23 protein-coding genes are annotated in these 23,518 nt (G+C 48.6%); 14 read left to right on the top strand and 9 right to left on the bottom strand.

From position 1 onward, the window contains the following. Nucleotides 1-93: 93 nt before the first annotated feature. Entirely contained in the window at nt 94-1,311 is a 1,218-nt protein-coding gene (locus tag ACXAG2_RS11305; RefSeq protein WP_474867049.1) for a GGDEF domain-containing protein, read from the top strand. Nucleotides 1,312-1,317: 6 nt separating this feature from the next. Here the strand turns inward: ACXAG2_RS11305 and prsR are convergent, their stop codons facing one another. The 4 genes from prsR to ACXAG2_RS11325 form a co-directional block, all read right to left on the bottom strand. Beyond that, on the bottom strand, nt 1,318-2,679 hold the full coding sequence (gene prsR, locus ACXAG2_RS11310; protein WP_474867051.1) for a PEP-CTERM-box response regulator transcription factor: 1,362 nt from the start codon (nt 2,677-2,679) through the stop codon (nt 1,318-1,320). Between the two features lie 46 nt (nt 2,680-2,725). Next, complete coding sequence (gene prsK, locus ACXAG2_RS11315; RefSeq protein WP_474867053.1) at nt 2,726-4,756, bottom strand: XrtA/PEP-CTERM system histidine kinase PrsK; 2,031 nt, start codon at nt 4,754-4,756, stop codon at nt 2,726-2,728. A gap of 21 nt (nt 4,757-4,777) precedes the next feature. Further along, a complete protein-coding gene (locus tag ACXAG2_RS11320; RefSeq protein WP_119502215.1) occupies nt 4,778-5,902 on the bottom strand; it encodes a beta-ketoacyl-ACP synthase III in 1,125 nt (374 codons plus the stop codon). 128 nt (nt 5,903-6,030) lie between these two features. Further along, nucleotides 6,031-7,809: a choice-of-anchor I family protein gene (locus ACXAG2_RS11325; RefSeq protein ID WP_474867056.1), complete on the bottom strand. Its 1,779-nt coding sequence runs from the start codon at nt 7,807-7,809 to the stop codon at nt 6,031-6,033. 297 nt (nt 7,810-8,106) lie between these two features. Here ACXAG2_RS11325 and ACXAG2_RS11330 point away from each other — a divergent pair, with 297 nt between their 5' ends. Continuing rightward, on the top strand, nt 8,107-8,904 hold the full coding sequence (locus tag ACXAG2_RS11330) for a M48 family metallopeptidase (RefSeq protein WP_474867059.1): 798 nt from the start codon (nt 8,107-8,109) through the stop codon (nt 8,902-8,904). A gap of 115 nt (nt 8,905-9,019) precedes the next feature. Here the strand turns inward: ACXAG2_RS11330 and ACXAG2_RS11335 are convergent, their stop codons facing one another. Then, entirely contained in the window at nt 9,020-9,886 is an 867-nt protein-coding gene (locus tag ACXAG2_RS11335; RefSeq protein WP_474842992.1) for a mechanosensitive ion channel family protein, read from the bottom strand. Between the two features lie 395 nt (nt 9,887-10,281). Here ACXAG2_RS11335 and ACXAG2_RS11340 point away from each other — a divergent pair, with 395 nt between their 5' ends. The 6 genes from ACXAG2_RS11340 (at nt 10,282) to ruvX (ending at nt 14,923) form a co-directional block, all read left to right on the top strand. Next, complete coding sequence (locus tag ACXAG2_RS11340) at nt 10,282-10,551, top strand: hypothetical protein (RefSeq protein WP_474867061.1); 270 nt, start codon at nt 10,282-10,284, stop codon at nt 10,549-10,551. 94 nt (nt 10,552-10,645) lie between these two features. Beyond that, nucleotides 10,646-11,374, top strand: coding sequence for a 16S rRNA (uracil(1498)-N(3))-methyltransferase (locus tag ACXAG2_RS11345; protein WP_474867064.1), 729 nt, complete (start codon nt 10,646-10,648; stop codon nt 11,372-11,374). Between the two features lie 69 nt (nt 11,375-11,443). Then, the gene (locus tag ACXAG2_RS11350; RefSeq protein WP_474867067.1) at nt 11,444-12,874 is read left to right on the top strand and encodes a sensor histidine kinase; all 1,431 of its coding nucleotides are present in this window, start codon (nt 11,444-11,446) and stop codon (nt 12,872-12,874) included. A gap of 101 nt (nt 12,875-12,975) precedes the next feature. After that, nucleotides 12,976-13,932, top strand: coding sequence for a glutathione synthase (gene gshB, locus ACXAG2_RS11355; RefSeq protein WP_474867069.1), 957 nt, complete (start codon nt 12,976-12,978; stop codon nt 13,930-13,932). A gap of 6 nt (nt 13,933-13,938) precedes the next feature. Further along, the gene (locus ACXAG2_RS11360) at nt 13,939-14,505 is read left to right on the top strand and encodes a YqgE/AlgH family protein (protein WP_119502223.1); all 567 of its coding nucleotides are present in this window, start codon (nt 13,939-13,941) and stop codon (nt 14,503-14,505) included. A gap of 1 nt (nt 14,506) precedes the next feature. After that, nucleotides 14,507-14,923 (top strand): Holliday junction resolvase RuvX, encoded by a 417-nt coding sequence (gene ruvX, locus ACXAG2_RS11365; RefSeq protein ID WP_119502224.1) that lies wholly within the window; start codon nt 14,507-14,509, stop codon nt 14,921-14,923. A gap of 9 nt (nt 14,924-14,932) precedes the next feature. On the opposite strand, the gene ACXAG2_RS11370 is transcribed toward ruvX, so the two are convergent. Genes ACXAG2_RS11370 through ACXAG2_RS11380 form a run of 3 tightly spaced genes read right to left on the bottom strand, consistent with a single transcriptional unit; the run spans nt 14,933 to nt 17,425 of the window. Then, entirely contained in the window at nt 14,933-15,253 is a 321-nt protein-coding gene (locus ACXAG2_RS11370; protein ID WP_303572837.1) for a putative signal transducing protein, read from the bottom strand. 8 nt (nt 15,254-15,261) lie between these two features. Next, nucleotides 15,262-16,377, bottom strand: a complete 1,116-nt coding sequence (locus ACXAG2_RS11375; RefSeq protein WP_119502226.1) for a PilT/PilU family type 4a pilus ATPase — start codon at nt 16,375-16,377, stop codon at nt 15,262-15,264. Nucleotides 16,378-16,387: 10 nt separating this feature from the next. Next, nucleotides 16,388-17,425: a type IV pilus twitching motility protein PilT gene (locus ACXAG2_RS11380; RefSeq protein WP_119503450.1), complete on the bottom strand. Its 1,038-nt coding sequence runs from the start codon at nt 17,423-17,425 to the stop codon at nt 16,388-16,390. 28 nt (nt 17,426-17,453) lie between these two features. On the opposite strand from ACXAG2_RS11380, the gene ACXAG2_RS11385 reads away from it, so the two are divergent. The 4 genes from ACXAG2_RS11385 (at nt 17,454) to ACXAG2_RS11400 (ending at nt 20,104) form a co-directional block, all read left to right on the top strand. Beyond that, nucleotides 17,454-18,140, top strand: coding sequence for a YggS family pyridoxal phosphate-dependent enzyme (locus tag ACXAG2_RS11385; RefSeq protein WP_474867072.1), 687 nt, complete (start codon nt 17,454-17,456; stop codon nt 18,138-18,140). A gap of 50 nt (nt 18,141-18,190) precedes the next feature. Further along, nucleotides 18,191-19,012: a pyrroline-5-carboxylate reductase gene (proC, locus tag ACXAG2_RS11390; protein WP_474867074.1), complete on the top strand. Its 822-nt coding sequence runs from the start codon at nt 18,191-18,193 to the stop codon at nt 19,010-19,012. A gap of 27 nt (nt 19,013-19,039) precedes the next feature. Further along, nucleotides 19,040-19,585 carry a YggT family protein gene (locus tag ACXAG2_RS11395; protein WP_119502229.1) on the top strand — a complete coding sequence of 182 codons (546 nt, stop codon included), beginning with the start codon at nt 19,040-19,042 and terminating at the stop codon, nt 19,583-19,585. 114 nt (nt 19,586-19,699) lie between these two features. Continuing rightward, on the top strand, nt 19,700-20,104 hold the full coding sequence (locus ACXAG2_RS11400; RefSeq protein WP_474867256.1) for a DUF4426 domain-containing protein: 405 nt from the start codon (nt 19,700-19,702) through the stop codon (nt 20,102-20,104). Nucleotides 20,105-20,132: 28 nt separating this feature from the next. Here ACXAG2_RS11400 and ACXAG2_RS11405 read toward each other — a convergent pair whose 3' ends face one another. After that, a complete protein-coding gene (locus ACXAG2_RS11405; RefSeq protein WP_474867077.1) occupies nt 20,133-20,768 on the bottom strand; it encodes a glutathione S-transferase family protein in 636 nt (211 codons plus the stop codon). Nucleotides 20,769-20,914: 146 nt separating this feature from the next. Between ACXAG2_RS11405 and ACXAG2_RS11410 the strand changes: the two genes are divergently transcribed. Both ACXAG2_RS11410 and ACXAG2_RS11415 read left to right on the top strand, forming a co-directional pair. Continuing rightward, on the top strand, nt 20,915-21,913 hold the full coding sequence (locus tag ACXAG2_RS11410; RefSeq protein WP_474867079.1) for an NADP-dependent oxidoreductase: 999 nt from the start codon (nt 20,915-20,917) through the stop codon (nt 21,911-21,913). Nucleotides 21,914-22,322: 409 nt separating this feature from the next. Continuing rightward, nucleotides 22,323-23,510, top strand: coding sequence for a pyridoxal phosphate-dependent aminotransferase (locus ACXAG2_RS11415; protein WP_474867082.1), 1,188 nt, complete (start codon nt 22,323-22,325; stop codon nt 23,508-23,510). Nucleotides 23,511-23,518: the final 8 nt, after the last annotated feature.

Below are 23,518 nucleotides of genomic sequence, written 5' to 3' on the forward strand. Positions count from 1 at the left end.
CGTTTGCATGGAATGCAAAGCGCGCCAATACGCAATAACGGGAGCACGGTGTCACTGTGCTCCCCGGTTTTACTTTTTCTGAACAGGATGAAGATGAAAAGTTATCTGTCAGGCAGTTTGATTACACTGCTTGGATTATTTCCCTCGCTGCTTAGTGCCCAGGGGACGGTCAGACAGGAAGATTTGCAGGTTGCCCCCCCCAGCCGGGAAACCACCGTCGCCCGGTTTATTGCTCACCAGACTGCCGATAATGACATCGCCCCCCGTCTGGACGTACTGCCTCCGGCCTTTTTCAACTCTGTTGACGAAACCATCGCCAGGTTGGAACACCAGATGGACACGGAGCAAGCGATCTACTTTGAGAAGCTGAAAGCCAAAGTGGAGATGGAACGTCAGGCAAGGGATTTCGAGATTCAGGAGAAAAACCGCACTGTTGAACTGGCTCAGGTGCGTCAGCATAACCTGGAAAGTATGTTATCGCTGGGTAGCCTGGTGTCCCTCTTGCTGTTTCTTTTTTTGCTGTGGAGCCGTTATAACCAGTACCGGCAAAATCAGCGGCTGGCACTGGAAGTCCGCAACCGGACCACTGAGCTGGAGCAGAAAAATCAACAGCTGGAAGAAGCTTATCATGCGCTGGAGCAGGTCAGCATGCGTGATGCGCTCACTGGTTTGTATAACCGAAACTTCCTCTCAGCCCAGTTGCCGGGTGAGATTAGCCGGGTGCAACATCACTACGCCAGTCTTAATGATGAGACCTTTCCGCCGAATCATGACTTACTCTGCTTTTTAATTGATATAGACCACTTTAAGCAAATCAATGATGAATACGGTCACCTTGCCGGTGACCGCTTCCTCGTACAATTTACCGGTATCTTAAAAGAAGTATTCAGGCAGACAGATTTGCTTATCCGCTGGGGTGGCGAAGAATTTCTGGCGGTGTGCCGCAACGCTAACCGTAATGATATGGTGGAACTGGCTGACAGGCTTATCGAGGCGGTACGCCACAAGCGTTTTCACTTACCTGATGATGTGGTGATCAACGCCACCTGCAGCGTGGGATTTTGTGCAATGCCTCTGTGTCGCAGAAATCCTTATGAGATGGATTGGGTAAAAACCTTCTCGGTGATGGATTATTGCCTGTACGCAGCAAAAATATCCCAAAGAGATTGTTGGGTGGGCGCCATTGAAGCCTGCAAAGAAAACGACAATGTTCTGCCGCCCTCTCCGCTGGAAGGGAAGTTCTCACTCACCGATGTGCAGATAAAAACTTCTCTGAATAACCTGGCCAGTATTGAGTGGCCAATGGAATAACCGGCGTTACACGCCGGTTTTAATGTCTTCCATATGATATTTGTCGATAAGAGAATACAAGGTCGGCCGGGTCACACCCAGCAACTCTGCAGTCTTTGACATATTTTTATCGGCTGTCTGATAAGCCCGTCTGATAGCACGGCTTTCCGCCATCTCACGGACTTCCCGTAAATTCAGCGTTTCCGGCTCGTTGTCTCCCCGTGGTGCCATAAGGCCTAAATCTTCAGCCTGCACCACAGAGCCTTCTGCCATAATGACGGCTGATTTCAGCTTATTCTGCATTTCACGGATATTGCCGGGCCATTTATGGTTTAACATAGCCTGAATAGCGGTATCAGAGAAGCTCTTGGCTTTAGCACCGAACTCTTCCCGGTATGTATTCAGGAATGTACGGGCCAGCAGAATGATGTCCTGGTCGCGGTCACGCAGTGGCGGAATAAAGATAGGGATCTCGCCCACACGATAATATAAATCCTCACGGAAGGTTTCGTCTGCCACCATCTGTTGCAAATCCCGGTGGGTTGCACAGATCACGCGGATATCCACCGGAATTTCTGTTCGCCCGCCAACCCGTTCAATCACCCGCTCCTGCAGGAAACGAAGCATTTTAGCTTGCAGGCCAATAGGCATATCACCGATTTCATCAAGAAACAGTGTGCCGCCCTGAGCCGTTTCGATTTTACCCAGAGTCGTTTTATTAGCCCCGGTAAATGCACCTTTTTCGTAGCCGAATAATTCACTTTCCAGCAAGTTTTCAGGAATCGACGCACAGTTAATCGCGACAAAAGGCTTGTCTTTACGGGGGCTGTGTTCGTGAATACTTCTGGCAAACACTTCTTTACCGGTACCACTTTCGCCCTGTAATAACGTACTGATATCGGTGCCGGCAATTTTCTCGGCCTTGCGCATAACAACCTGAATTGCCTCAGAATTACCGATAATACGTCCCATGGCAGGACGGGCTTTCGCCAGAATGCGGTTCTGATGTTCCAGATTAGCCAGATTCAGGGCGCGGTTGACCAGCAGCTTGATAGTATCGGAGTCGATGGGCTTCTGATAAAAATCGTAAGCCCCGAGATCGATTGCTTTCAGCGCATTCTCTTTATCGTTATTGCCGGTGACAACAATCACTTTGGTCCGCGGTGCCAGTGCCATGATTTCTTCAAGAGTTTTAAGCCCCTCAGAGGCATTAGCAGGATCAGGTGGCAGACCCAGGTCCAGAGTCACTACTTTGGGTTCATGACGACGCAACTGGGCAATCGCAGAGGTTCTGTCATCTGCAAATACCACATTGTAGTCAGCAAAGCTCCATTTTAACTGTTTCTGGATGCCGAGATCGTCATCGACAACAAGAATCGTATCCGTCATTCGCATGTTTCCATTAGTAAATATGAATTATGGGAAATGAAATCTGTTAATCCAGCGGGAACACCAGGGTAAAACAACTTCCCTTTCCTGTTTCGCTTTCTACCGACAATTTGCCGCCAATAGACTGCATATAATTTTTTGCGTCATAGGCACCGATACCCATGCCCGCGTTACCTTTTGTGGTATCAAACGGCTTAAACAACCGTTGTTCAATAAATGCTTCATCCATGCCACAGCCATTGTCTTCAATCCGTACAATCTGGCGCTGACCGGCCAGGTCACTTTCCAGCGTTATACGGACAAAACCGTCATCGCCGGTGGCTTGCTGTGCATTACTGATTAGATGGTACATCACATTACTGAATTTCTCAGGATCGACCACTACCTTTTCTTCACTTTCCACCACCAGTTCAGGTACTGGTTTAAGCGACTGACAACGGGTTTCTATCAGCTTACCGGTTAAATCAGAGAGTGTGTGCGCTGAGAACACACCGGGCTCATCGACCTTTTTCTCGGTGAGCTGACGCAGCATTTTATCCATGCGCGCCTTAGTATAATGCAGAGTTTCAAAGGTATCTTCAATAAACTCAGGGTTATGTTTGTGTTGTTCGGCATTACAAAGAATGAGGTCGATTTGCGCCATCACATTTTTTAAATCGTGAAGTACAAACGCTGACATCCGGTTGAAAGCAGCAAATTGTGCGTTCTCTGCCACGGCATTGGCGGCTTCATGGTGTAGTAAGTATGTACCAACCTGTTCAGTCACAGCGTTAAGATAATCGCGGACTTCCCAGTTCAGTGTCAGTGCCTCACTGTCTTTTGTTTTTAGCAGGGCAAAGCCCCATATTTGTTCTGAATTTAAAAGTGGCAGTGCCAGTTGAAAGCGACAACCTTTCAGCGCCTCTCTGTCCAGCAGCAAGCCATTGTACTCAAAGGGCTTTGATGCATACTCATCCACATCAACCAGCCAGTTGGTTTGCTGACAGAATGGCATAAGTTGCTTGAGGATCTTAATTTCGTCTGCCGATATTCCTTCGCTGTTTACATTGGCCACCACGTCAAAATCGATACCCGTGGCTTTAACCAGTGTGCCGTTTTCATAGTTGATGGCACCCAGCACCCCCCGCAATGCATTGCCATAAACATCCGGCGCTGCATCAGCTTCTGACGAAGACAGAGCCTGAGTCAGCTTCACCCATTCAACCCGGTAATCAAACTGGTTGGCAAAGAAGTGCTTGGTGATGAATACTTTTATCCGCGTACGGAAACTGTTCGACAGGACCATTGTGATGAGCAGTGCCAGAGACAGTACCACCAGCACAGTCTGAATCGTGGAACTCCAGTTGCCGCCGATGTAATTCACCACATAACCGGCCAGTGCCATTACCAGCAAATAGATACCGGCCACCAGCAGCAGGGAGCTGTGCAGCACCACTTCACGGGAGATAAATATATCAACGCCCCAATGCTTGATGCGGCGGATAGCAACCACCAGCAGCGGCATCATCAGTAAATAGATATACCCTCTTGATACCACGTAGACCAACTCGATTTTTGTGACCATAGTGGCATTGGCGTACATCACAAATTCGAACAGGTGCATGGCGCCAAGGTAAAGCACCAGCGGTTTATACGCCCACTGATTTTCACCCGCCTGTCTGAATAAAACTTCAAGCAGAATAAGTACTTCCAGTGATAACACGGTAAGAAAGAGAAACTGCCAGGAGTGAGGAATTGTAGAAATAAAAGGAAGAAATAACGCCAGTACCGGCGGCGTGAGGATCACCATCGTCGCCGGCCTGCGCAGCACCTGCCAGAGATTATTGAAGTTATCCTGCAGACAGCCGGCAATGAATAATAACCACACCATTTGCTTGAGAGTGTCTGCTATCAGCAAATGCGGACCGGAAACCGGACCGGTAAGCCTGGTGACGAAACTGAGTGACCACACCATGGTTGCCATCGTGGCGAGCACCAGCAAGTGCTTCGCCAGACCGGATTTACGGACTGTGAATAACAACAGCAGCAGAACCAGATAGCCTGCTGCATTCAGGCCGTAACCAATATCTGAAATCATAACTTCCCTATTTCCGGCAACTTATTGCTTTTGAATAACTAAACTTCCGATGGAGTATCCGGCACCGAAAGAACACAGTACGCCCACGTCACCGGACTGAAGATCCTGATGATGCAATGCAAATGCGATGACTGAGCCCGCTGATGCCGTATTAGCGTAACGGTCGAGTACGATTGGCGCTTCATCTGCCGTCGCATCCCGCCCTAACAGACGCTTAGCAATTAACAGGTTCATATTGATATTGGCCTGGTGCAACCACCAGCGGCGTACATCTGCCGGCGTAAAACTGTGACTGGCAAGGTGTGCCTCAATATGGTCAGCAGCCATCGGGCATACTTCTTTAAATACTTTACGGCCGGCCTGGTGAAATAATTTGTCTTCACCGTACGGATCAACATCGTGAGCGCGGCTGATGTAGCCAAAGTTCGAACGGATGTTATTTGAAAACGATGTCACCGCTTTTGTGCTCAGCACCGAAAATACATGGTCGCTGTTTGCGGTGTCTTCGCTTTCTACCACCGTGGCCGTTGCCACATCACCGAAAATAAAGTGACTGTCACGGTCGGTGTAATTTACCTGAGGTGACACCAGTTCAGGATTGATAACCAGCACGGCACGGGCGTTGCCGGATGCCACCATTTCCCATGCGCGGTGCATGCCAAATGTGGCCGCCGAGCAGGCAACCAGCATATCAAAACCGAAACCTTTAATACCCAGTTGGTTTTGCACTTCGATAGCAATGGCAGGATAAGCCCGTTGTGTATAAGCACATGATACGATCACCGCATCGATGTCTTCCGGTGATTTATTCGCCGCTGCCAGCGCCTTCTTCGCAGCCTCCAGAGCAATTTCCCCCTGATGGGACAACTCTTCGTCCTGCCGCTCAGGAATGACCGGGCGCATGCGTTCAACATCCAGCGCGCCTTCTTTACGGTAGATGTAGCGTTGCTTTATACCGGACGCTTTTTCAATGAACTCTGCACTGGAATGAGGTTTGGCAGCAACAGTGCCGGCATCAATTTGTGCCGCGTTTTCTGCATTAAACTTGTCTGCGTAGGCGTTGTAGCTGGCGACGAGTTCTTCGTTAGTGATTACGTGTTCAGGTGTCCACAGGCCGACACCACTGATAACAACTTTTTTAGTCATGAATAACTCTCTCGTTTTTTCGTAGCTTAGCCGTTTGAGACCCAAAAGTCATCGGACTTCTGACAAACAAAAAAGCCTGAATGCTAATGCATTCAGGCTTTCTGAAGAGGTATAAAGAGGCAGAAGCTTTATTTAGCAGTTACCTGCCACAGTGAGACTGAGCCACTGACTTCGTTACCCACTACAAGTAAAGCTTCACCGGTAGGGCTGTCTTCCGGGCTGATAAATACCAGACTTTCCGGCGCCAGATCACCAATACTGTCATCAGCCGTCAGCCCTTCCGTCAAATCACGGTTTATCACGTATTCAGAGAAACTGACATCGTAAGGATTCGTGATGTCGTAAACAAAAATGCCTCCCATACGCTCAGTACCGATAAAGGCATAAGTGCGATCGCCCAGTGTACCTGTGGTAATGGCTTCCGGCTCAGGCCCTTTATTTTCGGAGCGGCTGTCGCCTTCATTTTCATCATCACCGTTATTAAACGCTGCACCGTGTACAGAGGCGGTAATGCGTTCAAAATCGTCGCCTGAATCAAATACAACCTGGCCGTTCTGATCCCAGATAGTGAAAGAACGTGCGCCATACGTATATGCTGCATCATATTCACCGTCACCATCGGCATCGCCCATACCCAGCGTCACCCGCAGATCATCAGCTTCACCGTTTGCCTGCAACATGGCCAGCTCTGAATTTGTTGCGGCAGTGAGATCTTCGACTTTAACTTCATCGGTGTAAGCCAGACAGTCACCGTCGTCAAACTCCAGACCTCCGGCAGCCAGACAGGATGTTTCATCATCTGCACTGAAAATGTACTCACGGGCATCACCTTCGTTTGCAGTCAGCAGGAAAGTTGCCCCCTTCCACGTGGTTCTGGTGATTGTGTCCGGCATATAAACGCCATACAGACCTTCGTACTGACCAAAGCTGACTTCACCATTTTCCTGCACGTCAATTTGGTACTGACTCCAGTCTTTTACGCCCAGTCCGATAATGCTGATAGTCATGGCTTCCAGATCAACCACGGCGACACCGTTATTTTCCTGCAAGGTAACGTAAGCAACAGAATCGGTGGCTGTGATGTACTCAGGCTCTAAATCCATAGCGACTGTGGTGTTAATGGCAACACCATTTATAGTACGGCCGGACGGATTAGGGAACTGCATGCCCATGGCTTCAAGCTCTGCCTGCTGGCCGTTGAAGCTTTCAAATGTAAGGGTTGTTGCAGTGTCTGCCGGGACACCGTCTGTGACAGTGATAACACTTACAGAACCTTCAGGGTCAATGGTGTAATCATCTGACGGTTCGCCCTCGTTCGCAGTGAGTACCTTTGTACCATCCGGAGTGAAAACAACATTATCAGGCAGGTTGCCAACTTCAACAGCGGAAAGGAAAACCGGCTCGCCGGCATCAAGGCCGTTGTAGAAAAGAACAAAGCCGTTTTCAGCTTTTTCATCTGCGGGAATAGCGACAGCCAGCAAGTCGCCGGAAACGGCAATGCTGGTAAGGCCGGCCAGCGCTGTGCCGTCTGCTTCAACAGGTAATTCGATTGATGTGTTAGTGAGGTTGGTAGAGGTAACCGGCGCTTCCAGGGCATCTCCGGTGAGTTCTGCAATGCTGATCACAGAAATGGTATCTGACTCACCGTTGGTCGCATAAACGGTTTGAGTACCTGCATGATACTGCACAATTTCAGCAGCACCGGCCCCGCCGACAACTGCACGACCAACAACTTCCAGTGCGACGCCTGTTGTGGCGTCCTGACCATCACTCCCGGTTTCGCCCTGTTCACCCTGAGGGCCCTGTGCACCGTCGGCACCGTCCTCGCCATCTAAACTACACCCTGTCAGAGCGGCAGATACCACCAACGCCAGTAATCCCAGTTTAAATTTATTTTGCATCAACATGCTGTTTCCTTTAGAAGTTATTATTGAAATACGTCGCATGCGGCTGAGTGTGCATACAACAAAATTTCAATAACCTAAGGAAACGGTATGACAGCAATAAGTCAGGGAGATGACGAATTTATGTCATCTTATCTTCCCTTCATTTGTTGTCTGAACACTTTCCCACAACAAAGCTGAACCGTTGCTTAACAATAAAAACTCTTTCGCTTACCGCTTCGTAGTTAACCTTTGCCAGTGGCTTTTTAACAGGCACTTAATTAGTATTAAGCAATGAAAAAACGCAGAAGAGGGACACAAATGAAACAACGGATGAAGGTGCTCGCAGTGGCGGGACTGGCAAGTGTGCTGAGCGCATGTGCTACATCCCCGACCGGGCGCAACCAGGTGTTGTTGTACTCTGAAACACAAATGGCCGAAATGGGCGGTCAGGCGTTTTCAAGTATGAAAGAGGAACTGAAGGTTTCCAGTAAACAGGTAGAGAATACCTACGTTCAGTGTGTTGCAAAATCGCTGACGCCGCTGGTACCGGACTCGGTGTTTAACGGCGAATGGGAAGTGGTGGTTTTTCAGGATGACCAGGTCAACGCCTTTGCATTGCCCGGTGGTAAAATCGGTGTTTATACCGGCTTGCTCAATGTGGCGAAAACCCAGTCCCAGTTAGCAGCCGTTATCGGACACGAAATCGGCCATGTTATTGCTCATCATGGTAACGAGCGTATGTCGACTTCCACACTGACAAACTTGGGTACGCAAGCCGTAGCAACGGCAATTGAAGCAAACCAGGTGGCATACAGCGGTGCGATTATGGCGGCTATTGGCATGGGTTCACAGGTTGCGATTACGCTGCCCTTCTCCCGTGCCCACGAGTCTGAAGCCGATCTTATCGGCCTGGCACTGATGGCGCAGGCAGGCTTCGATCCCAGGGAGTCAGTAGAGTTATGGAAGAACATGGATGCCGCCAGCAACGGTCAGCGTCCGGTAGAAATTCTTTCCACTCACCCTGCTCCGCAAAGCCGTATTGAAAACTTGCAGGCCAACATGCAGGCTGCCATGACGGATTATCAGGGAACAGCTAAACGCCCTTCCTGTAAGTAGCTGCCAAACGCAGTGAAGGTGTCAGGAGCTGACCCGACGGGCACCAATAAAAAACCCCCTTTCGAAAAAGGGGGTTTTTAGTATCAGTGTTAAGTACTCAGAATACTAAACAGAATTATGCTGATTCTTTCGCAGATACTGTTTTGTCAGCTTCTTTGAAAAAGTGCACATCCATTTGCGGATAAGGAATAGAAATACCTTCCGCGTCAAAACGTAGTTTCACCGCTTCAGTGAAGGCCAGGCGTACGGCCAGGTTATCGGCGGCAGCCACCCACGGACGAACAGTAAAGTTAACGGAACTGTCACCTAATTCAGCCACGCCGATTAAGCAGGCTGGTTCTTTCATAATACGGGTTTCTTCATCTACCAGTTCCTGCAAAATGCGCTTAGCTTTCAGCAGATCATCATCGTAGCCGATGCCGAACGTCATATCACAACGACGGGTGTCTTTTGCAGAGTAGTTAGTGATGTTGTCGCTGTAAATCTTACCGTTCGGAATAGTGATTTCTTTGTTATCCAGGGACGTCATCACAGTGTGGAAAATACCAATCTTCTGAACGACACCGGCAGTACCTGCGGCTTCAACATAGTTGCCTTGTTTGAACGGCTTGAATACCAGTAACATAACGCCGGCTGCGAAATTCTTCAGAGAATCCTGCAGAGATAAACCGATAGCTAAACCGGCTGCACCCACAATAGCAACAAGAGAGGTGGTATCCACGCCCAGTTGGTCAAGTGATGCCACAATAACGAACAACATCAGTATTGCAGAGACAATCGACTCTACAAAATTGATAAGCATTTCGTCATATTTAGATTTTGCCATCACACGACGGAATACAGACAGCAGTATACCGACAATGATTCGTCCAATAACGAAGATAGCAATTGCCATCGCGATGTTGATCGCCCAGGGAATAGCGTATGTATTAATATACCGTTCAATATCTGAAGCAGTAAACATTGATAAAGTTTCTTCCATTTCTGTTTCCTTTGTTAATGCGCGAATCGTTGCACAGTGCGGCGATACGATAGCAATATTGCGGTAGTTCATGCAATGCCACTGGTCTGCTTTCTGCGTTATACAATGGTATAATTTCAGATGATGAAACACTTATAAGCTGACGATAATATTTCTGTCATCGCATCAACGTAAAGTTTGCAGTGCGTGAAAAAAACAGCGCGATGAATGCTCGACAACGTGTTTCTTTAACCAACTGATTTTAGTGCTAATAACAAAATTGAATAAATCCGGCATCGGGAAAGGCTGGAAATTCGCAGATTTTAGTCTATATTCAGTCATCACTTTTCGGCTTACAAGCCGCTCAGTGGCAGGAAATACGAACCAGAATACCGGAAGAAAGTGACTTCTTTCGTATGGATTTACAACATCAGGATCCGATGTTGGATGTAAGACGTAATGACGTATCTGGTTATTTAGCTATCGCCAAGTACCGGTTTGCTAAACTAAGGGATTTTAAAATGTTCTTTCTATCTGTTCTTTTTGTGATTGTTCTCTTCATCCTGGGTTTTGCCCTCACCTCTGACAAAGGTAAAAATACTGTTCACGCCCGAAAGAGCGGTGCTGCGACGGATTTAAGTAAAATTTCCAAAGAAACCCGTCCGAACAGCGTTCAGGTTAACTAAATTCCCCCGTTTACTGCGGTGCAGACATTGCGTCTGCACCCGCAAACTCGCTATCATATAACGCTTATAAAACTGAAGTTATAGTGATATCACGATGCGAATCCCCCGCCTGTACCACCCCGGTAATATTCCTCTGGACGAAGAGTTTCTGCTTAATGATGACGCTGCACACCATGTTGCCACGGTGTTGCGACTTAAAGCGAATCATCCCGTCGTACTGTTTAACGGCGATGGTAATGAGTACAGTGCCCAGATTATCGCAGTGAACCGCAAACAGGTTGTCATTGAAACTGACGCCTGCCTGACCATCGGTAAAGAGTCACCTCTTCCAATTCATCTGGGTCAGGGTGTGTCGAAAGGCGACCGCATGGATACTGTTTTACAGAAAAGTGTCGAGCTGGGTGTTACTGAAATCACACCGGTACTGACACAACGATGTGCAGTGAAGCTGGATGAAAAGCGCTGGGAAAAGAAAATTCAGCAATGGCAAAAAATTGTCACCGGTGCTTGTGAGCAATGCGGACGTAATGTTGTTCCGGTACTCAATGCGCCGGTAACACTGAATCAATGGCTGGCGAGTCCGACTCAGGCTGTTCGTTTAATATTAGCCCCGGGCGCAGATTCACCGCTGGTAAAAACGCCCTATTCATCAAAAGGCTTTCGTTTGCTTATCGGACCGGAAGGTGGTTTGTCTGAGCAGGAAATTCATCAGGCAAATGAAAGCGGCTATACCTCTGTCAGTCTGGGCCCGCGCATATTAAGAACAGAAACAGCAGCCCTTGCTGCCATTACTATTCTACAGTCCCAGCATGGAGACTTATAAACGTCATACTTGTTTTGTATGCTAAAACAGGTTAAAAAATAACTAAGCCAGAAAAACAATAAAAAGCTTATGTATCTCGTACATTCCGCCGGTAATCCGGCCATCGCCTCCGGCAGGTTGAATTTAGATCAGGTCTACAGTGCCTGCCTTGAACGTATTCTCGACGGTCAGCCTCTGGCGAAGGTGGTGACTTTCTACTTACAATTTCTGGAACAGCACACCAACAGTTACCGTTTTGCAGTCATGCAGGTTGTACCGCAAACCGGCAGCTTATCCCTGTTAGCCGCCCCATCTCTGCCTGAGCATTTTATTCGCGCCATTCACGAAATGAAACTGTGTGAAAAGGAAGGCGCTTGCGGGCCGGCGGCCGTAACAGGCCAGCCCTTTTTCATCGATAACATTGCAGCCCATCCGAACTGGAAGGACTTTTCACCGGAAATGGCAGAAGTCGGGATCACCAGTTGCTGGTCATTCCCGCTGATCCGTGAAAATAAATGTATCGGGACTCTGGCGGTCACCGGCGGTCAGAAGCAAACTCCGGATCCCCACACCATTGCCCATTATCAGGCCGTAGCGGTAAACCTGAGTAAAATTTTTGCTTACTGTGATTATCAGCAAGGAAAAAACAGCGCCAACTGGATCTTACAAAAGCAGGTTTCTCAGCAGCAGGAAGAAAATAAGCATTTAAAAGAAACCGCTGAAAAACTGGCCCTGAAAATGGCAGAGGCTGAGCATATTCTTGCCAGTTGTCCGCTCCCTAAAACCTTCCGCCCCATGGCATCGGGTTTAATCAAAGAAACAGAAGCGTTACTGGCCGTGGTAAAGACCACTTTTTCCTTCCAAAAAGTGATTACCGCACAGAACAAAAGAAATGTGAGTTTAAAACAACTCTCCCGTAAAGAACTGAATCAATTTTATAATGCATTAAACCGCTCAACCGGAGCCGGTTCAGACATGCTCGGCGAAGCGGTTCGCAGACTTGATGAATTATCCGGTTACATCAGCCTTATCACTCACAATCCGGTGAAGCAGATTTCACTGGCGAAAGCCACCGGCACCATGCTTTCTGTCATTGCCAGCACAGCGAAGCATATTGATATTAAAGCCTGTATCGACATCGACCCGGATTGTACTTCCACCATTGCTACCGGCACGTTTACACAAATACTCAACGAACTGATTTTAAACGTGTGCCATCACAGCTACCCCAACCGTAACGAAGGAAAAATCTGGCTTTCCGCATCAAAAACAAGCAATGGCACTTACCCGATGATCAGGTACATTGTTGAAGATGAAGGACAGGCCATTCCGCGCACCACCATTCACAACGCCATGCGACCCGCAGCAGCCACTCTGCTCAGACGGCATTCGGCACCGGGTGGTTTGGCATTGTGCTATCAACAAATTACCGCGGGTCTTGGCGGAACCATGCAAATCGTGCAGCGCCAGTCGGGCGGCAACAAGATAATCTTCACTTTTCCGGAACAAACCGCCGGCTAACGCGGTGTAGCACGATGATTACCTGCGAAAAGGTGTTGATTTTAGCAATATCAACGCCATAGTAGAGGTATTACCCCGTTTACATAAAAGAGAATCACCCGATGAGCTATTCAGTCGGCTTTGTGATGGACCCTATCTCGTCTGTCAAACCCCATAAAGACACCAGCTTTGCCATGATGCTGGAAGCGCAGAAACGCGGCGCGACCCTGTTGTATATGGAAATGAGCGATCTTTATCTGGATAACGGCAAGCCAATGGCCTCCGTGCGTAAAGTTACCGTACGGGACCAGGCACAGGATTTCTATTCATTGTCGCCCCGCGAGACCATGGCACTGGCAGATATCAATGTTCTGCTGATGAGAAAAGACCCGCCTTTCGACAGTGAATTTCTGTATGCCTCACAAATGCTGTCTTTAGCGGAAGCCGGAGGCGCGCTGGTAGTCAATAATCCTCAGGCGCTGCGGGATTACAATGAAAAGTTATTTACTTCCTGGTTCCCGGATTTAATTCCGGCTACACGGGTAACACGCAACCCCCAACTGGTCAGAGATTTCCACGCAGAACATCAGGATATAATCTGTAAGCCGCTGGACGGTATGGGCGGCGCATCGATTTTCAGGGTAAAACCCGATGGTAATAACCTGGGCGTCGTCATTGAGACCCTGACCAAAAACGGGACCCAACAGATGATGGTGCAGGAATATCTGCCGGCCATTAAAGAGGGTGACAAACGGGTTCTGATTGTAGACGGTGAAGTGATGCCTTATTGTCTGGCGCGGTTACCCACTAAGGGAGAAACCCGGGGTAATCTGGCAGCCGGCGGTACCGGGCGTCCCCAGGCAGTCAGTGAGTCTGATAAAGCATTGGCGAACGCGATTGCGCCCGTACTGAAAGAGCACCGCATTTTGTTTGTTGGTCTGGATGTGATTGGCGATCGTATTACAGAGATAAATATCACCAGCCCCACCTGTGTCCGTGAAATTGAAGCCCATTTCGATTTCAGTATTATGGGTAAATTGTTTGATGCCATAGAAACTAAACTGGCAGCTTTGAGGTAACGTTGAATGACAGAACTGAAGTCCTTGCAAAATCACTTTCTGATCGCAATGCCGTCACTGGAAGACCCTTACTTTTCGCGGTCTATCACATACATTTGCGAACATAACAGTGAAGGCGCAATGGGTATTGTGATCAACCAGCCATCGAACATGAATCTGAAAGAACTGCTTGAGCAAACTGATAAAGACACGGAGTTTGCCGACAGTACGTCAGAGCATATTGTGCTGGCCGGTGGTCCGGTCAGTCAGGAGCGCGGTTTCGTGCTCCACTCTGATGACGGTGACTGGAGTTCCAGTTTGAAAATGGCACCGGGTGTTGTTGTGACCACTTCAAAAGATATTCTCTCTGCCATCGGTCACAGCGAGGGCCCTGAGCATGCAATCATCGCGCTGGGCTATGCGGGATGGGAAGCCGGCCAGCTTGAGAAGGAAATGCAGGAAAATGCCTGGCTGACGGTGGAAGCCGACACAGACATTCTGTTCAATACGCCCGTACACAAGAAGTGGCAGTCTGCTGTGAAGAAACTGGGCGTGGATGTATGGCAGCTTACGCCGCAGGTTGGCCACGCCTGATATGAGCCGGACTGTTTTAAGCTTCGATTTTGGCACAAAAAGTATTGGCGTAGCTGTTGGTCAGGAGATAACCGGTACAGCTTCTCCTCTTGCCGCCCTGAAAGCACAGGATGGTGTGCCGGACTGGGAAAAGGTTAAAAGGATCTATGATGAGTGGCAACCGGATCTCGTCATTGTCGGGCTGCCGTTGAATATGGACGGTACTGAACAACCGGTGACGCAACTGGCCAAACGATTTGCAAACCGCCTTCACGGCCGCTTTAACGTAAAAGTGGAGACCTGGGATGAACGGTTGTCTACGGCGGATGCCAAAGCTATGTTGTTCGAATTAGGTGGCTATAAGAAACTGACTAAAGATAAAGTCGACAGCGTTTCTGCCTGCGTGATTTTCACCAGTTGGGCAGAAAATCAGTACTGAGAAAGCCGGTCAGTAAGCCGGCTCTGCTTTCACGGCCTGACATTGCCAGCACAGTGAAAAGTGCCCTTCGTTCTCTTCCCCGCAATGGGTACACTGCCAGTTCTCCCCTTTATTACTATTTGGGGTAAGCGCATCAACGATTCCCTTCGCTTTGCCGAACCACTGCTCATCAAGCAGCCACAATTCCATTTGTGTTTCCTGCCAGGGAAGTTCGCCCACCGCACCACCGGCATATTCATTTTTTACCAGGTAAGGAATACGGGCGACATCCAGCTCAGAGCGAACCTGCTGAACCAGAAAACGGTCGTCATGACCAAATAACTTCAGCATCGGAAGAGTCAGTCATCCATATCGATGGACACGCCGGACAAAGAACCCAGCTCATTGCCTTCACTGCTGTCCAGTTTGATCATCAGACGCAAATCATTCGGTGAATCGGCATGATGAATGGCCTGGTCATAGGTGATCCGATCTTCTTTAAACAATTCATACAGCGCCATATCAAATGTCTGCATGCCCATTTCTTTGCCTTTCTTCATGGCATCTTTTAACTCACCGGTACGGTTTGTCTGAATTAGATCAGCCACAAACGGGGAATTAAGCAGGATCTCAATAGCAGCTACCCGGCCTTTGCCGTCTTTTTTCGGCACCAGTTGCTGGGCAACGATGGCCCTCAGGTTCAAACTCAAATCGAACAGCAACTTGTTATGCATTTCCTTAGGTGCAAGGTGCATGATGCGCTCTATCGCCTGGTTTGCATTATTAGCATGCAGAGTCGCGACACACAGGTGGCCGGTATCAGCAAATGACATGGCATATTCCATGGTTTCCATAGAGCGGATTTCGCCCAGCAGGATCACATCGGGCGCCTGACGCAGAGAGCTTTTCAATGCGTCGTCAAAACTCATGGTATCAATGCCCACTTCTCGTTGTGTTACCACACAGGAACCATGCCGGTGAATAAACTCGATGGGATCTTCAATAGTAAGGATATGCCCTTTGGAATTGTGATTGCGGTGGTCAATCAGTGCCGCCAGCGAGGTAGACTTACCGGTACCGGTAGCTCCCACCATCAGCACCAGGCCACGTTTACTCATGATAATATCTTTAAGTACCGCAGGCAGTCCCAGTTCATCCACTTTAGGAATTTCTGTGACAATACGGCGGGCGACCATACCTATGGAATCCCGTTGCCAGAATGCGCTGCAACGAAAACGTCCTACATTAGTAATACCAACTGCAAAGTTACTTTCTTTCAGTTCATTCAGTTCACGGATGTAACGTTCTTCCATCACACTCTGAACCAGTTCCTTGGCCTGAAACTGAGATAACGGCTCATCGCCTAACGGGGTCAGCTGCCCGTCTATTTTGGCACTGACAGGGAAACCTACGGTAATAAAAATATCCGAAGCCCCGAGTTCTGTCGCTTTCTCAAAATACCCCTGCAGTTTCACCCTTTACCTCCTACATCATTTTATTTTTATCGGTGGATTTCGCCGCTGCATCCTGATGGCTCACGACGCCTAATGCAACCAGTTTTTGCAGTGCCTGATCCATGGTTTGCATACCATGCGCCTGACCGGTCTGGATAACCGAGTACATCTGAGGCACTTTGTCTTCACGGATAAGGTTACGGATTGCCGGTATGCCCACCATGATCTCATGTGCCGCTACTCGGCCACCGCCGACTTTTTTCATCAGGGTTTGCGAAATAACTGCCCGTAATGATTCTGACAACATGGAGCGGATCATTGCTTTTTCTTCCGCCGGGAAAACGTCAATAATACGGTCGATGGTTTTCGGCGCTGAGTTGGTATGCAACGTACCAAATACCAGGTGACCGGTTTCCGCCGCAGTCATCGCAAGACGGATGGTTTCCAGGTCCCGTAACTCACCCACCAGCACCACGTCGGGATCTTCACGGAGCGCCGAACGTAACGCGTTAGAAAAGCTGTGTGTATCGCGGTGCACTTCACGCTGGTTCAGAACACTCATCTTGTTTTCATGAACAAATTCAATGGGATCTTCAATGGTAAGAATGTGGTCCCGTTTGGTGTTATTGATGTGATCAATCATGGCTGCCAGCGTGGTACTTTTACCCGAACCTGTCGCACCGGTCACCAGAACAAGGCCGGTAGGCTGGTCAATCAGGTCACGGAAAATGGGCGGGGCTGCAATATCATCCAGTGATAATACTTTACTGGGGATGGTACGAAGTACCGCAGCAGCACCACGATTCTGTACAAAGGCGTTAACACGGAAACGGGATAAATCCTTTACTTCAAAGGAAAAGTCAACTTCCAGATTCTCTTCATATTCCTTGCGCTGCTTGTCATTCATGATTTCATAAATGAGCGAATGTACCTGCTTGTGATCAAGCTCAGGGATATTCAGTCTGCGCATTTCCCCGTCGACACGAATAATCGGCGGCAGCCCTGCCGACAAGTGCAAATCGGAAGCTTTATTTTTAACACTGAAAGCCAAAAGTTCGGTAATATCCACAACCACGTCTCCAAACACCAGATGATTAATGCAAACAATAGCAGAACGACTGAAATCCGCCCAATCGCGAATCGAACAAGCTACTGCCAATGCGCATCGTCCTCCAAAATCCGTGCAATTACTAGCGGTCAGCAAGACTAAACCGGTATCTGATATAAACCTGGCGTATGAAGCGGGACAACGTTTGTTTGGTGAGAATTACGTACAGGAAGGCGTTGAAAAGATTCAGCATCTGTCTGCACTCACTGATATTGAATGGCATATGATTGGCCCGCTGCAATCGAATAAAACCAAAGTCGTTGCAGAGCATTTTGACTGGGTGCAGTCTGTAGACAGAGAAAAGATTGCCCGGCGGCTGAACGACCAGCGACCTTCTCACATGCCGCCACTGAATGTGTGCATACAGCTTAATATCGATGATGAAGACAGTAAATCAGGCATTCAGATCAATGCACTGCCAGCCCTGATTGATACTATCAACGGGTTGCCCAACCTGAAATTGCGGGGGCTGATGGCGATACCAAAAGCCTCTCCGGACGAGGAAGAACAGGCGCAAACCCTGACCACGCTGGCTGATTTATTCGCGGAATATCAACAAAAGCTGAGCGATTTTGATACCCTGTCCGTAGGAATGAGCAGCGATCTTGAAGCCGCCATTGAACACGGCTCTACCATGGTCAGAGTAGGCAGCGCTATTTTTGGTGCGCGTAACTGATTGACCGGGTCGCTATTCACGAGTTTTAAACGCAATACATAAGGGTTTTCATGCAACAGAAAAAATTGGCATTTATCGGCGCAGGTAACATGAGTCGCAGCATCATCAGCGGACTTATCCAGTCAGGCTACGACAAAGACAATATTCTTGCCAGTAATCCCTCAACCCCCAAGCTGGAAAAACTACAGGAAGAGTTTGGCATCCGGATCACGCAGTCGAATGATGAAGCCTGTGAGTTTGCCGATGCTATTGTGCTGGCGGTAAAGCCACAAATGATGGGCGACATGCTTGCCGCCTTACAGGAAAAAAGCGACCTGTCCGGTAAACTGTTTTTATCCATTGCAGCCGGTTTGCCGGTATCACGCCTGCAGGAAATGCTGGGTGGCGATTATCCGGTGGTGCGCATTATGCCCAATACCCCAAGTCTCATCGGTAAAGGTATGACGGGCCTGTACGCTGACGACACAGTAAGCAGCGCAGACCGCCAGTACGCTGACGACGTCATGGGCGCAGTGGGTGAAACGGTTTGGGTAAAGGAAGAAGACGGCATTAACGGCGTCATCGCCGCCGCAGGCAGCAGCCCCGCGTATTTCTTCCTGTTCTTGCAGGCCATGCAGGAAGAATCCATGAAAATGGGTTTTGATGCGCAGACCGCCAGAAACATGGTTCAGCAAGCCATGCTGGGAGCGGCTGAAATGGTTTGTCACAATCCGGATATTGAATTAAGCGAGTTAAGAGCTCAGGTTACTTCTAAGGGCGGCACAACCGCTGCAGCGATCAATACGTTTATCGATAAAGGCTTGCAGGACACGGTAAGCGCAGCCATGCGTGCCGCAGTCGACAGAGCCGAAGAAATGGCGAAACAACTTTAAGTTTAAGCTTCACAGGAAAAACAGTTAATGAGCAACGCGTCGGTCTTTCTTATCAGTACCTTGTTTGATTTGTATCTGATGGTGGTGATATTACGATTGTGGTTACAACTGGTAAGGGCAGATTTTTATAACCCGGCCAGCCAGTTTATCGTTAAAGCAACACACCCCATAGTGGGGCCTCTTCGCCGTATCATCCCGTCTGTCGGTAACTTTGATACGGCAACGTTCGTGCTAGCGCTGCTTGTCGCGGCACTGAAATTTGTGACGCTGGTCATGCTGTTTGGCAGTGGAAACATCAATCCGGCATCTATTATCCTGCTGGCGTTTTTAACCGTAGTGAAAGAAACCCTCTCGCTGATGTTCTGGATCCTGATTATCCGCGCCATCCTCAGCTGGGTATCGCAGGGACAAAATCCTATTGAGTACGTGATGTATCAACTGACAGAACCATTTCTGTCTCCTATCCGCCGTATTATTCCGCCCATTGGCGGTCTGGATTTATCGGTATTGATAGCCATCATCGGATTACAGTTCCTGCAAATCCTTTTGCAAAATACGTTTGGTTTATACTAAGTTTTAAAAGGGTAGCGGTTTCGCTACCCTTTTTGTTTCTGTATTGATTTTGTGTGATTAGTTGAATTTGGTGAAGACACTGTGAACTACCTTGCCCGTCTGCCGGCCCTCTGCCTGCTCTTAACTATACTGTGTACCGTACCTGCAGCATTAGCCGAACAAAAACAAACGCTGGGAAAATGGGATGTACATTACATCGTAGTGAACACCACGTTTTTCACCCCGGAAACCGCGCAGAATTACGGCATTGTGCGCAGTAAATATAATGCGCTGGTGAATATTTCGGTGCTCGACAGCACAACAGGAGAAGCTCAGGTTGTGTCCGTTAAGGGTCAGGCGAGAAACCTTTTAGGCAACAGCAAAACACTGAATTTCAAACGGGTAAAAGAAGGCGAAGCGATTTACTATCTTGCCCCGCTTTCCTTTAATGACAGAGAAACCTTTCGCTTCAACGTCGATATTCAGCGGGGCAATGAAGTTCAGACACTTAAGTTTCAGCAGGAGATGTTCGTCGAGTAATCTCCGACGTCAAACTGTCAGTGCGACGTTACAGCGATGCGGGCATATGCGCTTTTTCGTTTCGCCAGGCCTTCTCATAAGCAGGCCTGGAAAGTACCCGCTCTGCATACTGTTTCACATTATCAAACGTCAAATCCATACCAGACCCTTTCGCCCATGACAGCACATGTCCGGCGACGATATCTACTCCGCTGAACATGTGTCCGGTAAGGAAATCCTGGTCTCCGAGCAACGCAGAAAACCCTTTCAGCGCCACACCGAATTCGTAAATACTGACATCTTTCATGCCTTCAAGTCGCTGTGTTTCCGGTAATGCAAAGTCATGCTTTGCCTTGTTCCATAACGGTTGCTCCAGTTCTGTTATCACAAATGCCATTGCCTGTTCGTACAGCATACGGGCCTTGCTACCCAATACAGGCATAAATTCTTCGTAACCATGCTTATCCATCAGCCAGGTCACGATAGCTGCAGATTCACTCATTGGCCCGCAATCAGTCATCAGCGCAGGAATTTTACCCGCAGGATTAAGCGCGAGAAAATCTGCTGATTTATGCTCCCCCTTACGTAAGTTTATAAACTTATAGTTATAAGGCAGGCCCAACTCTTCCAGTGCCCATGCCACACGCACTGAACGCGTTTTAGCAAATCCGTATAATGTATACATACCCTCTCCTGTCCGGTGATTTTGATTGCTTGAAACTATACACAAATCACCGGCTTCAGCGCATCAATTTGTTCCGTTATCCCATGCGACTATTGCAAGCGCAAATTTCATCCCCACACTCTTTCTATTCGATTAAAGGAGGCATTATGACTGAATATAAAGAAATCAAACTCGTTAAACGTCCGGTGAAAGGTCAGATTGACGCATCCCTGTTCAGCACAGAGCAAAAGCAGGTTCCCATGCCCGGTGAGGGTGAAATACTGATCAGACAAACGCATATGTCGCTGGATCCCGCCATGCTGGGCTGGATGAGTGAAGACAGAGAAAGTTACATCCCGCCCGTGGAGCTCGGTGAGGTAATGCGCTCCAGCGGTGTGGGTGAAGTCATAAAATCTAACCATCCCGATTTTTCTGAAGGCGACAAAGTAATGGGTATGACAGGCTGGCGGGAATACCTTGTCAGTGATGGTAAGGGCTTCAACAAGTTACAACCCGGGATCAGCGAAGAGATGGCCCTGTGTGTGTTTGCCTTACCCGGTCTGACAGCCACCACGGGGTTATATAAGTTCGGCAAACCTGAGGCCGGTGAAACCCTGATTGTAACCGGCGCTGCCGGTTCTGTGGGCTCCATCGTTGGTCAGCTAGCTAAAGCTGACGGATTACGGGTGATCGGCGTTGTGGGCAGCGATGAGAAAGCAGACTGGATTGTTAACGAGTTAGGTTTCGACGGCGCCATTAATTACAAGACGGATAACCTGAAGGCGCAGCTGGATGCCCTCACCCCCAACCGTATTGACGTATTTTTTGAAAACACCGGCGGCCCTGTACAACAGCTTATCGTTAACCGGATGAACGAGCACGGGCGCATTGTCGTTTGCGGAATGATTGCAGATTACCAGTCTGACAACCCTTCCCCCGGCCCCAACTGGATCCCGCTTATCAAAAAACGTGTCTCCATTCAGGGGTTTGCTATGCCTGATCACTGGGGCGAGATCCCGCAATTGCTTGAAAAGCTCACGCCTTATGTGCAGCAGGGTAAAATTAAATACCGGGCACATATCATTGAAGGGCTGGAAAATGCACAGAGCGGCCTGAATATGTTGTTCGACGGCAAGAACACAGGGAAAATGATTGTTAAATTATAACCCCTGTTAGCTGAGCACTATCACGGGCAGTGAGGCAACTCTTCACTGCCTTTGACTCCCTTTCAATTATCTTTCTTAGTAACCCTTCTCCGCTATCCGCACTTTCATCTTTATATAAAGACAGCCAGCGTTATTACCATTACTGATAAGCCTTTCACCATTTTGGTTCAAGTGCCGCATCAGATTAGAACATTTCCTGCATTGCCGGCCCACGTCTGCCACTGACTTTTGTGCTGTAACCGGCACTTCACCGCTATTAAACTGCGCTTTATCCTCCATTAGCAGCCCACCGGCATGCCTCACAGGTTTCTGGAATATCTGTTGCATTACATGAGTACGTACACCCAGGTGATAACAACAAGAAAACACTGGTCATTCAACTACCACCACCCAAAATAAGAGGGAACTCATGTCTGAAGAATTAACCGGGAACATTTCTGCTGAAGGTGCTTCGCGCCGTAAATGGTTAAAAACATTTAGTTTAGGTGCGGGTGCAGTTGCCCTTACGGGTTGTTTCGATACCGGTGTAAAAGAGCTGCAGGCAGCGGGAATGAAAACTGAACATTTCCCGTCTGCAACGCCAAATGTTAATGACGGTCTGGTTCGTCTGTCTTCGAATGAAAATGCTTTTGGTCCTTCACAGAAGGCCGTTGAAGCGATGCAGGGTGAACTTTTTAATCTCGCCCGTTACACAGATGCTACTGTCGATGTGCTGAAAAAGAAAATTGCCGCGCAGGAAGGTGTCTCTGAAGACCAAATTGTTGTTACGAATGGTTCATCACCTATTTTATTCGGTTATGCCGAATGGATAACTGAAAACGGTAATAACCTCGTTACCTCGATGGCCACTTATGAAGGTATTCCCCGAGGCGCCGAGTATATGGGTGCCAATGTCACCTACGTGCCTCTGGATTCAGAAATGGGTTTCGACTTAGATGCCATTGAAGCTGAAGTTACTGACGAAACCACGGCTGTGTACGTGTGTAACCCTAACAACCCCACCGGCTGCATGGTCGACCCTGCCAAACTGACAGCGTTTGCCAAACGGGTATCGAAAAAAGCGCAGGTGTTCATCGACGAAGCCTACATTGAAATGTCTGATGCCTATCCGGCAAACGTGCAATCTAAGCTGGTTGCTGAAGGCCATAACGTGGTTATCTGCCGTACGTTTTCAAAAATTCATGCTATGGCAGGACAACGTTTAGGTTATGCCATTATGCCGGCAGATCAGGCTAAATCTCTGGGCGGAAAACTGCGTATGGGTGGTGTTAACTATCTGGCACTGGTGGCCGGAATGGCGAGTATGGATGACCATGCAAACCTGAACACCATGCGCGATCGCATCAAAACCGAGCGTACTAAACTGACGAAAGTTGCTGAAGAACTGGGTCGTCCTTACGCGAAAAATCCGCAGGGCAACTTCATCTACGTGGATACCGGCATGCCCCACGACCAGTTTGCTGCGAAGATGAAAGATGAAGGTATCAAAGTAGTTGGCCGTACGTGGCCAGGCTATGATTCCTGGTCACGCATCAGCGTGGGTACACCGGAAGAAACCGATGCCTGTGCAGCCGCATTAAATAAAGTACTGGCTTAAGTGTCTGT

The sequence above is a fragment of the Alteromonas sp. ABH4_456 genome (genome assembly GCF_056160645.1).